At 40.6% G+C, this 11,141-nt stretch carries 7 protein-coding genes and 1 pseudogene; 4 read left to right on the forward strand and 4 right to left on the reverse strand.

Going from position 1 to position 11,141, the window contains the following annotated elements:
* Positions 1-73: 73 nt before the first annotated feature.
* The 3 genes from DPX34_RS05875 to DPX34_RS05885 all read left to right on the forward strand — a co-directional run bounded on the left by DPX34_RS05875 (position 74) and on the right by DPX34_RS05885 (position 5,252).
* The gene (locus DPX34_RS05875; RefSeq protein WP_111977473.1) at positions 74-685 is read left to right on the forward strand and encodes a MotA/TolQ/ExbB proton channel family protein; all 612 of its coding nucleotides are present in this window, start codon (positions 74-76) and stop codon (positions 683-685) included.
* A complete protein-coding gene (locus DPX34_RS05880; protein WP_111977474.1) occupies positions 672-977 on the forward strand; it encodes a DUF2149 domain-containing protein in 306 nt (101 codons plus the stop codon). Before DPX34_RS05875 ends, DPX34_RS05880 begins: the two co-directional genes overlap by 14 nt.
* A 78-nt stretch (positions 978-1,055) precedes the next feature.
* A complete protein-coding gene (locus DPX34_RS05885) occupies positions 1,056-5,252 on the forward strand; it encodes a cobaltochelatase subunit CobN (protein WP_111977475.1) in 4,197 nt (1,398 codons plus the stop codon).
* 59 nt (positions 5,253-5,311) lie between these two features.
* Here the strand turns inward: DPX34_RS05885 and DPX34_RS21865 are convergent, their stop codons facing one another.
* From DPX34_RS21865 to DPX34_RS05900, 4 genes are all read right to left on the reverse strand, one after another.
* On the reverse strand, positions 5,312-5,536 hold the full coding sequence (locus tag DPX34_RS21865; protein WP_198673635.1) for a hypothetical protein: 225 nt from the start codon (positions 5,534-5,536) through the stop codon (positions 5,312-5,314).
* An 83-nt stretch (positions 5,537-5,619) separates the two neighbouring features.
* Complete coding sequence (locus DPX34_RS05890) at positions 5,620-5,982, reverse strand: hypothetical protein (RefSeq protein WP_111977476.1); 363 nt, start codon at positions 5,980-5,982, stop codon at positions 5,620-5,622.
* A 182-nt stretch (positions 5,983-6,164) separates the two neighbouring features.
* Complete coding sequence (locus DPX34_RS05895; RefSeq protein ID WP_111977477.1) at positions 6,165-7,055, reverse strand: SWIM zinc finger family protein; 891 nt, start codon at positions 7,053-7,055, stop codon at positions 6,165-6,167.
* Between the two features lie 14 nt (positions 7,056-7,069).
* Complete coding sequence (locus DPX34_RS05900) at positions 7,070-10,117, reverse strand: DEAD/DEAH box helicase (RefSeq protein ID WP_111977478.1); 3,048 nt, start codon at positions 10,115-10,117, stop codon at positions 7,070-7,072.
* Between the two features lie 703 nt (positions 10,118-10,820).
* On the opposite strand from DPX34_RS05900, the pseudogene DPX34_RS05905 reads away from it, so the two are divergent.
* Positions 10,821-11,141: pseudogene (locus DPX34_RS05905) on the forward strand (hypothetical protein); the annotation flags it as partial.

Raw genomic sequence — 11,141 nt, forward strand, 5'->3', positions numbered from 1 at the left:
TAACTCCTAAAGATTAATGTGCTTACAAGGAGGTAAGCGTTGTTCTTTGTAACTTTTTTAAGTAGGCAAAACAGTGATCCAGCAACTTGAATATTTAATGTACCAATTGTCTGATTTTTTCATGGCACCCGTTCTTATTTTAATCGCAGCCCTCTTTATTTATGCATTATTTGCGAGCGGGCAATATGTAATGCAAATTGTTCAACGTAAAACAAATAAGCCACATTTTTATCAATTATTAAACAGTAAGTTGGCAAATTCTCCATCGATAAATTTAGCCGGTTATCCATTGGCCGATTTAGCTAACCAACACCCTAAGGTTACTAAAGATCAGCTTGATGTTGCCGCTTTAGGTGAATTAGAAGGCGTGCGCAATGTTAGCCGATTAGCGCCTATGTTAGGTTTAATTGCCACAATGGTGCCCATGGGACCCGCCCTTAAAGGCTTAGCCGACGGCAATATCCAAGGCATAAGTGAAAATTTAATTGTGGCTTTTTCGGCGGTTATTTTTGGTTTAGTGATCGCGTCTATAACATTTTGGATTGCCTCAGTAAAAAAACGCTGGTTAGCCGAAGAACTCGTAGCCTTAACCCCTTTGCTTGAAGAATCAAAGCAAGCGAAAATCAAAGCACAAATTAAAGCGCAATTTGAAAGTGCAGAAGGCCAGCAAAATGAAGCTGCTTGATGAAGACGAAGGCATTAACCCTGCGCTTTCGGTGGTGAATTTGGTAGACGTATTTTTAGTGCTGGTTGCCGCATTACTCATTGCCATAGCACAAAACCCGCTTAACCCCTTTATGGCTGAAGATGTCACCGTGATCAAAAATGAAGGTAAAGACAACATGGAAATTATTGTCAAAAAAGGCAATAAAATTGAAAGCTTTAAAAGCCAAGGACAAACCGGCAGTGGCTCGGGTAAAAAAGCCGGAACTGCCTATGAAATGACAGACGGTTCAATCATCTACGTAGCTGAATAAAAGCGCTAACAATGTTACTTAACACCCCTACGGGCTTAAAAAATCACATGATTAAATGTATAGGTTATTAAACTCAAAATGAAACTATTTTTAACGGTCATCGCTTGGCTAAGTATTAGCTTCTCAAGCACTTTGATGGCAGAAACCTCACCAGACTCACAACATAACAAGATTCTTTTTGTGAGTGCCGCACACTCCAATAAAGCCAAAGTAAAACTTTTAAAAGAAGTCGCGAGCACACCACCGTCAGAAGGTACTCAACTACGCTTTAACGTTGAGCAAAAATCAGCCAAAGCGCTAAAAGATATAGCAAAAGCAGAAACGTTATTTTCTGAGTATGATTTAGTGGTGCTTGATGCGGTTTCGAGCCGCTTTGCCAAACAAACATTTGAAGCCTACTTACCTACTATTAATAAAGTAGCGGCCGAGCATTCAACTAAATTCATCGCACTTAATTGGCTAGAAAACCAAGCCGCGCAAAAAGGATTGTCACCAACACAGCAACAAACGTTACAAACCTACTGGAAAAATGCAGGCCGTAAAAATTTAACTAACATGTTAAATTTCATTGCATTTGACATTTTACAGCGTAAGAATACGGCAAAAGTAAAGGTTGCCGAACCCATTGTTTTTCCAACGCAAGGTATATACCACCCTGCACAACCTAATTTAATGAGTGATTCATTAACTCATTATCAAAATTGGTCGGCTCCCACTACTGGCCAAACCAAAATAGCCTTGTTAATGCAACGTGCATCGATTGAAACCGAACAAACAACCGTTATTGACCAAACGATTAAACGACTCGAAGCTAAAGGCGCTTATGTTGTACCCTTCTTTTTTGAATTAAGCCCACGCAGTGGCGACTATTCGCATTTATTACAATCAACACTTGCAAATGGTAGTAAACAAACTGAAATAGACTTAATTATCAATTTTCGCAACATTCATTGGGCCAATAAACGCAAAACCGAATTTGAACAATTCGGTGTACCGGTTATTCAAGCGCTCACCTATTACGACGGTAACCAAAAACACTGGGAAGCAAGCAAAGAAGGCATTTCGTCTGGCATGATGTCATTTATGTTGGTATTGCCAGAATCAGCTGGGGTTATTGATCCAACCATCGTTGCGGCAATGAACCATCGCGAAAATAAAGTCGAAATTATTGATTATCAATTAGATTTTATTATTGAGCGGGCGCTAAATTATGCCAAATTGGCCAACATGCCAAACGCCGATAAAAAACTCACCACCCTGTTTTGGGGCGATCAAGACATGGGCGCATCATTCTTAAACGTGCCTGAAAGTTTAGGCAGTATTAGTCACCGTTTACATGACGAAGGCTATCGTATCGACAAAGTAGATGCACAATATTTTATTGATCGGGTCGATCGTATTCTTAACCCTTTTTATCGTGATTTTGAGTTAGAAACCTTATTAAAAGAAGATCTTGCAGAATTATTACCGCTTGATGCTTACAAAACATGGTTAGCCACCGTACCGCAAACAACCGTTAATGAAATCAACGAGCATTGGGGTCAACCTGAAGATAACTTTATGGTGACCATTAAAAACGGCAAACATTATTTTATTATTCCACGTATTCGCAATGGTAATATGTTAATTCTTCGGCAGCCACCCCGTGGCGACAGTGCAGATAAAGAGCAAGGTTTATATCACGACACCACAGTGCCGATGAATCATTACTATCTCGCGGCTTATTTTTATGCACGTGAATATTGGAACAGCGATGCTTTTATTCATTTAGGAACACACGGTACACATGAATATTTACCGGGTAAAGACCGAGGTTTATCTCGCTACGACGGCGCTAACTTATCAACCGGCACGTTACCGGTTATATACCCTTATATAGTTGACGATGTGGGTGAAGCCATGCAAGCTAAACGCCGAGGTAATGCCGTAACCATTGGCCACATGACCCCGCCATTTGCGGCTGCTGGCTTACAAGGCGTAACTGCCGATATGCACACCTTGGTTGATCAATATCGTCATATTGATACCGGTGGTGTAAAACAAAAAACCAAACAGCACATTATCGATTTCTGCGTTAAAGAAAACATCTGCAAAGACTTACACTATGAATTAGCCCAAATCGATGCCGATTTTGATCACTTCTTAGATGATTTACATGCCTATTTAGAAGAACTCGCCGCGACAAACCAACCATTAGGTTTACATACTTTTGGCGAGTTGGCCGAGCAGCGTTTAATTATTTCTACGCTGGGTCAAATGTTAGGATTTGAATTTTTAAGTGCCGCCTCTGAATTTGAAGCAGGGAATTACGAAATTGAAGATGATCACCACCATCATGGCGACCATGAAGAACACAGTGACCACAGCGGCGATCATAAAGATGAGCACGGCCACGAGTACAAAGATGAACATACTGAAGAGCACGAGCATGACGAACATAACGGTGACAATAAACAGGTAAAATCTCACGATGATATATCTGATGGTTTAATGCACTTTGTTAAAGAAGACCTTGAAAAAACAGCAGGCTACCAAACTTTACGTGATTACGTGGTCAACAACGGTGACACCAGCGACTTAACTGATGAAATATTGCCTTTTATACAACAAGCGCAAATTTACTACAAAAATATCGTCGGTATTAAAGAGCTTGATCATTTTGTTGCCGCGTTAAGTGCTCAGTATATCGCCCCTAAAAATGGCGGTGATCCGATCCGAAACCCTGAATCACTCCCTACTGGTTTTAACCTAATTGGCTTTGATCCATCACGCTTACCCACCAAAGCGGCTTTTGAACAAGGCACTGAGTTGGTTGAAGAGGTTATTGCAAATTACTACAAAAAGCATGGTCAGTATCCTGACAAATTAGCGTTTTCACTATGGTCAGTAGAAGCGATGCGTCATTACGGTGTATTAGAAAGTCAGGCACTTTATGCCATGGGTATACGTCCTAAATGGAGCCCAGATGGCCGTGTGGTTGGCACCGAAATCATTCCATACAGCGAACTTAAACGCCCCCGTGTTGATGTGGTGTTGTCGGCCACCGGACTATATCGTGATGCCTTCCCTAATGTGATGGAAATGTTAGCTAACGCCATTAAAGAGCTTTCGCAGTTAAAAGAAGCAAGTAACCCCATTTGGAAAAACAGCGAACGGGTTAAAGCCGAATTGCAAGCAGAAGGTGTAGACGAAGCTGAATACTTATCGAGCATCCGTATTTTCTCTAACAACTTTGGCAATTACGGCTCAGGTGTTGATGAACCTATTATGGCAAGTGATACCTGGGAAACCGACAAGAAAATTGCAGATAACTACTTAGCCACAATGGGTAAACATTTTGGTACAGATAAATCGCGTTGGGGTGAAGAAGTTGATAACCTTTACGCTAAACAGCTATCGGGCACGGATGTAGCGCTTTTTTCTCGCTCATCAAACCTTTACGGCATGATCACCTCAGACGACCCGTTTGAATATTTTGGGTCTTTAGCCCTAGCCGTGCGTAATATTGATGGCAAAAGCCCTGAAATGATGATCAGTAATTTACGTAATACTAACAAGGTTAAAATGGAAATGGCGGCCGATATGTTAGCCAAAGAGCTACGTACCCGTAACTTTCACAAACGCTGGATCACCGAAATGCAAAAAGAAGGTTATAGCGGCGCCGTCACGATGGCGGGTAACTTGAATAACTTCTGGGGCTGGCAAGTGGTTGATCCTGATGTTGTGCGTGATGACCAATGGGATGAGTTTGTTGATATATACGTAAATGATCAACTCGAAATTGGCCTTGATGAATGGTTTGAAGAGGTTAACCCAAGAGCGTTAGCGCATATGATGGAACGCATGTTAGAAGCCGAGCGTAAAGATTATTGGACCACCGATGATGAGCGTTTAAAATCTATCGTTGAAAAATACATTGAGTTTGTAGAAAAATATGACTTAATTGTGATGAATGATGCCGTTAGAGAGCATGCAAATGAATTAGCCAAAGGCTTTGGTTTACAAACCCTGCAACAAGCTCAAACGATGGAAGACATGGTCGCACAAAAGATCGAACAACAAGCTACTGCTAAGAAAAATGCCGAACAGCAAGTAGAAGGCCAAAAGTTGGAGAAACAACAAAAACAAGATGAGCAGCAAGGTGAAGACGATCACTTCATCTGGAAAGCACTCGCCGCTATGTTTTTTATTATGCTCATTGGGATGTTATGCCAGAGTAAAACACGCCAACGTAACGCAAAAAAACAAGCATCAATAGTCCAATTATCAAAGTGATAAAAGTTATTCTATTAAGCTAAAACAAGCCTTGTGTTGTGGTTGAAAGTTCAGTTAATTCAGCCACAACAGTCCCATCCAACGACTTCTGCGAGCATGACTTGTTCAACACTTAGATGATTTGTCGGCTGCGCGACATTAAACAAGTCTGTTTCAAAATCGTTGCCTAATACCCTCACGCCAAGATTTATATTGAAAGTCGTGTTGGACACGGCATCGTTAACACCCATGAGGCATGTTTGACCTAATAATCGCCATAACGGGTTAAATTTTAACAGTGACAACTATCCTGCCAGAGCGGGTTATTGAAGCACAACAAAATCAAGGCTAATGCCCTCTATGCCTTTGCTGGCTTTTAAACCAATTTTTATGAAATACAGTTCATAAATTTATAAGTGCAAAGACTAATTATGAAAATAGCCAAAAACAAAAGTAAAAAGCTGATAAAAACAGCTCCAACTCCAATATCAAACGTTAAATATAAAGCTCCACTTAAAACAATAGAAGTTAAAAAATTAGGAATAAAGACACAAACTAAAAATTGCGTAACACCTTCACTTTTATATTTATCAAAACACCCTAAATATGTGAAAGCGATAATGATTGGAATGACAACTGAAAGGTCTATTTCCCATCCAAATGTAAAAAATAAGACCCAAGTACCAAAAGCTCCAATCAAAAAATGTAATAAGCCATAAAGGCTACTTGCATATATTTGCTTTAGTTGCATTTACAACTCCCCCCCAAACATAGCCCCTAAAATCAAAGCTCCATATCTCCTCATATAAAATAGTGTTGGACAGGCATCGTTTCCCCCCCCCTTCTGACTTCGTTTAATAGAGACAAGCACGCAAATTAAACACCAGTATGCTGCTCGTATACCCAAGTCGTGTTTGATTTATACTGAATCGTTTAAAAAAGCTGTTTATTGTTTTTCTTACGTACTGCTTCATAAATATCTTCCATCGCGCCAATAAAAGAATTATTGCGCGACCAAAACTCGGGGTAGTCACCTTGCTTTTTAATTAATGCGGCAGATGTCATTGTTGATAATTCGCTCTGCTCAACGGCGTTCATTGTTGATTGAGAGTCTGTTGATTGCGTGTCTGTTGATTTTGTGGCTAGTTTCATTTGCCAAAATTGCGCTAAGTTAACGGTTTGCTTAGCAGGATCGGATGCATTATCGCATTCAAATACAGGGTATCGGTGCTCCGTAGTTTCTAACTCAACATTTTTGCTTACGGCAAGATGTTCAGCGAATACTTGACCAAGCTCGGTAGCCGCTAGCGCTTTTTGTAAAGCTAGCGGCGATAAACCGCGTAACTGAAATAGCAACATGGGGTTGGTGTCTAATTGCTCGGCAATACGATAATAAACACCCGCAATATGCTTACAGGGGTTAGCATGATCAGGGCAAGAACAACTGGCATCGATATCATTAAATGATGCCGGAAGTAGAGAGTGCGGCGTAAAACCCTGTTGGATAGAATCAGGTATTTCATTCAGCATCAGCTTCGACAGCCAACCCGCATTAGCACATAAATTAGTGATAATAGTTTGCCAATCACTCGCCGAAATAGTTCTAAATTTGAGCTTAACTTGGTAATGTGGTTCTTCATATACACCATAGTATGGGTTAACATTGCCGCGGATCGTGGCATCGATTTGATTAGCTTGCAGATCAAATTTTAGTACTCGGTTGTCTGTGCGGTACGACTTGCCGCGTTGTAACCGCCCGGCGTCAATAAACCCCTCTAACGCACTTACAAATTCTTGTCCCCACCACGTTCTTTGCTTATTCATCGGTTCAAACTCCGTTACGTATTCGCTTGGCTAAGTTGGATTAATTGAATAAAGGACTTAGGATCAAGCTGAGTAAGCCATGATTCATCACTACCAACAATCGAATCTGAGACTTTTTGCTTTTCGGTTAACATTTCATCAATCCGCTCTTCTATGGTGCCCAAAGTAATAAATTTATGCGCGAATACCGTTTTCTGTTGACCGATCCGATAAGCACGATCGGTAGCCTGATTTTCCACCGCAGGGTTCCACCAGCGGTCAAAGTGAATAACGTGATTGGCCTTGGTTAGCGTTATACCAACGCCACCCGCTTTTAACGATAATACGAAGATGCTAGGCGCGGTATTATCAGCCTGAAACTGCTCTATCATCTCTTCTCGTTTTTGCCGCGATGTACCGCCATGTAAATAATACACTTGATAACCAAATTGGCTTTTAAGCACATGGACTAACTCACTGCATACTTCTTTAAATTGGCTAAAAATCAACATACTTTCGCGATTGTCGATCACCTCTTTGGCCATTTCAGTTAAGCGTTGCAGTTTAACCGAGCGTTCAATACTAAATTCGCTACCGTCTTGTAACACTTGCGCCGGATGATTACAGCATTGTTTTAAGCGCAATAAGGCTGATAGGTAAATACTATTAGGCGAATCGTCTTCTGATTGCGCTAAATCTTGTTTGATCTCTTCGACGATAGATTGGTAAATCGACGCCTGCTCTTTGGTTAACTCGCAATACACTTTTTGTTCAATTTTATCGGGCAGATCATGCACAATGGATTTATCCGTTTTTAAGCGCCTTAAAATAAAAGGCTCTACCAACTTTTTCAGCAGGTTAGTTTTTTGCTGATCATTATCGCGCTGCACCGGCAATTCAAATTGTTTTTTAAACTCGGCTCTAGCACCCAAAAATCCCGGGTTAAGAAAGTTAAATATCGACCAGAGATCCAGTAATCTATTTTCGATAGGCGTACCCGTTATTGCCAAACGCGAATCGGCTGGAATACCAAAGATGACCTTAGTTTGCGCAGAGGTTGGATTTTTAATATTTTGCGCTTCGTCAATAATAACCCGTGACCAGTGTTGGTTGGTAAACAAGGCTTTGTCTTGACGAATTAAGCCATAAGACGTAATAACAATATCGAAGTTTTGAATAAAAGCACTAAACTCACCCTGTTGCTTACGTTTAGCCCCATGATGAATATGGGCGTTTAACGAAGGCGCAAACTTTTCGAGCTCTTTAAACCAATTACCCACAACCGACGTCGGGGCGATTAATAAGGCAGGCGTTGACCGAGGTTGGCTAAGCAACAGCGATATCACTTGCATGGTTTTACCTAGCCCCATATCGTCTGCTAAACAAGGGTTCATACCGAGGTTTTCTAAATAAGCCAGCCAAGACAAACCTCTAACCTGGTAAGGGCGCAACGTCGCGTTTAAACTTTGCGGTTGGGTTAATAAACTCAAGCTGTCTTTGTTGGTTAAGTGTTCCAGCATGGCTTCAACATTTTCTTCGAGTTCAATGTCATAGAGGTCTTCATCTGCTGCCATTTGCAAGAGATCTTTAATTTTGCCTTGCTTGCCATCTTGACGAGAACTGTCGATCAGTTGTTGCATTTTTGCCATTTCCGCTTGGTTTATTTCAACCCAATTACCACGGAAATACACCAACTCAGATTTGGAATCAATCAGTTGCTGCCACTCATCTGCACTAATGTCATGGTCGCCCATCGCGTACTGATAATCAAAATCCATTAAGGTGTCTTGATCAAAATATGAATCTGGGGCGCTGCCCGCACTGCTTGACTGTGATTTGCTGGCGCGCAGTTTGGTTTTGGCACGTAAACGACCTTTACTTGTCCACCAAGCGGGTACCATTATGTGGTAACCACAGGCATGTAATGGCCAAGCTTCTTCTTTAAGAAATTGAAACGCTTGTTGGGTGTTTAAGGTGATGCAACTCTGTTGCATGTTTGTGCTAAATATTTGCTCAAGTGGCGGATAAAGACGGCTGGCATACCCCAATTGCAATAACAATACGCGTTCAATTGACGTGCCTAATAAGTCATTGTACAAGGTGTTGGCCAGATGTTTATTTTGCCAAAATTCGGCAAGGCTAACCCGGTAAGAAGGATCGGCTTTGGATTGCAATAACACTTCGATTTGCCAATCTTCACCTGCGGCTGAGCTAGCATCGACCAAACGTAATGCTAATTGAAACGCGGCCCCGAATTGATCGTAACTCAGATTATTTTGCCATAACTTCCATGTTTGCCAGATAGCATTATCCGGCTTTGCTGCTTTATCTTTTAAGTCAAGGCTCAGATTGTGATGAATAAATGTATCTTCAACTTGTTTTAAATGTTTTTGAGCAAAACTGGTACTGGCAATAACTCGATTAAGCTCGACTTCACAAAAATGACGTAACGCCGATAATGGTTTGTAACGAGTGAACTCGCCTAGGCAAGCCGCAAAAGGCATCTGCTGAGACAAGGTTTGTAGATGGTCTTGTAACACCGATGATAAGGTTTGCCAGCCACTGGTAAATTGCGTTTTCTTACTATCTTTAAAGGCAAGCACGCTAGGAATATACTGGTCTTGTTTGATCATTTGGCTAAAAAGTTGGGCTATGTCTAACCAAAACAGGCTATCGTCTGCGAGTTGAATATCGTCAGGAAAATAATGTTGCTGAAAGCTAAGTTCCTTTAACCAAGTTAATGGTTGGGCAATCTCCAGCACATTTAAACCAAACCGTTGTAGCCCCGCACACTCATGTTGTTCTAACTCGTTGATATTAGCAATCACAGGAGAAGGAATGGCTTGGCCAACTTGATCGACAGGTAAATTAACCTTAAGTGTTGTACTGTTACCGGTAAGCTTAAGTTGCTTAGCAAACCATTGTTCTAGCTCGCTACCTATTAATTGGTAAGGATAAACAGGCTTGATTTTACATTTTGCGTTAGCTCGTAATGGTTTAGCACTTTCAAGCCAAGCATACATTTTGCCTGTGTTATCAAATCCGTTTGATGTTGCTTGCCAAAATAAATGGATCAGTTGCATAAGAAGGAGTCGGTACTGGAATAATTAGAGAGGCGATAATTTTGCCTTACCCATGCAAGTGGTGCAAATGGTATTTAAACAATATTGGGTGTTACTTTTCGAATAAAAATATTAAGATGTTTATGTAAACATACAAATTCAAGACGCCGGATCCGGAGTTTCAACACCGAAGTTTAATGCAAGATCCATAAAATCCATTTTGATTACTCCTTTTTCATTAACTGCTGTAAATCAATATTAATCCTTTCTTTCATTGCTTGGATTCAGTTAACTGATTGCTGATACCATGTGTTCAAAAGACGTTTTTGCTTGCTTACGCGAAATGCGACCAACTTTACTCATGCAAAATTGTTGAGGCGGTACCTCTAAAGTCATGTGCGGATATTACGTCTGCTGCATAGCATAAATCACATCGTCAGTTTGTCATCACGTTTTTGCTTATAGGCATGCTGCTGTCACGGCTATTTAGAAAAATATAAAATGAATGACTTGTTTAGAAAGTGGCACAAAGTGATCTCGATCATTTTTTCATCTATTGTGATGAAATACGTATTAACTTTTCAGAAAAATCAACCTCTGTCCATTTAAGCCCTAATTTCTTTTCATATGTAGGATCTTAAGAAAAAAAGAGGTGTCTTCGCGCTCAATTTGTGATCTTATTGGTTCACCAAAACTGATAAAAAGACAAACAAACGCGAAGACAATGAAACTTACAACTTTAACAGATAAAATCCAAGCCATTTTTGATCCTAAAACACTTTTTTCAATGGCTCGAAGCGTGAAATTGGTTGAACGCAGTCGCCAATTTAACCCTTACCATTTATTACTCGCAGTGATTGATACGCTAGGTTGTCAATCCAAAGCTAATTTGGCTGATATTCATCGAAAGTACCAAACCATTAGTGGTATGCCTATTCGCTATAAACCTTTTCATAATCAGCTTAAAAAAGAACAGTGCCGCGATTTTATGCAGCAGTGTTTTGAAATGGTGATGCAGCATTGGGCTCTGCACACCTTAAAATTA

The sequence above is a fragment of the Algibacillus agarilyticus genome, from assembly GCF_003286125.1.
Taxonomy (GTDB): Bacteria; Pseudomonadota; Gammaproteobacteria; order Enterobacterales; family Alteromonadaceae; genus Algibacillus; species Algibacillus agarilyticus.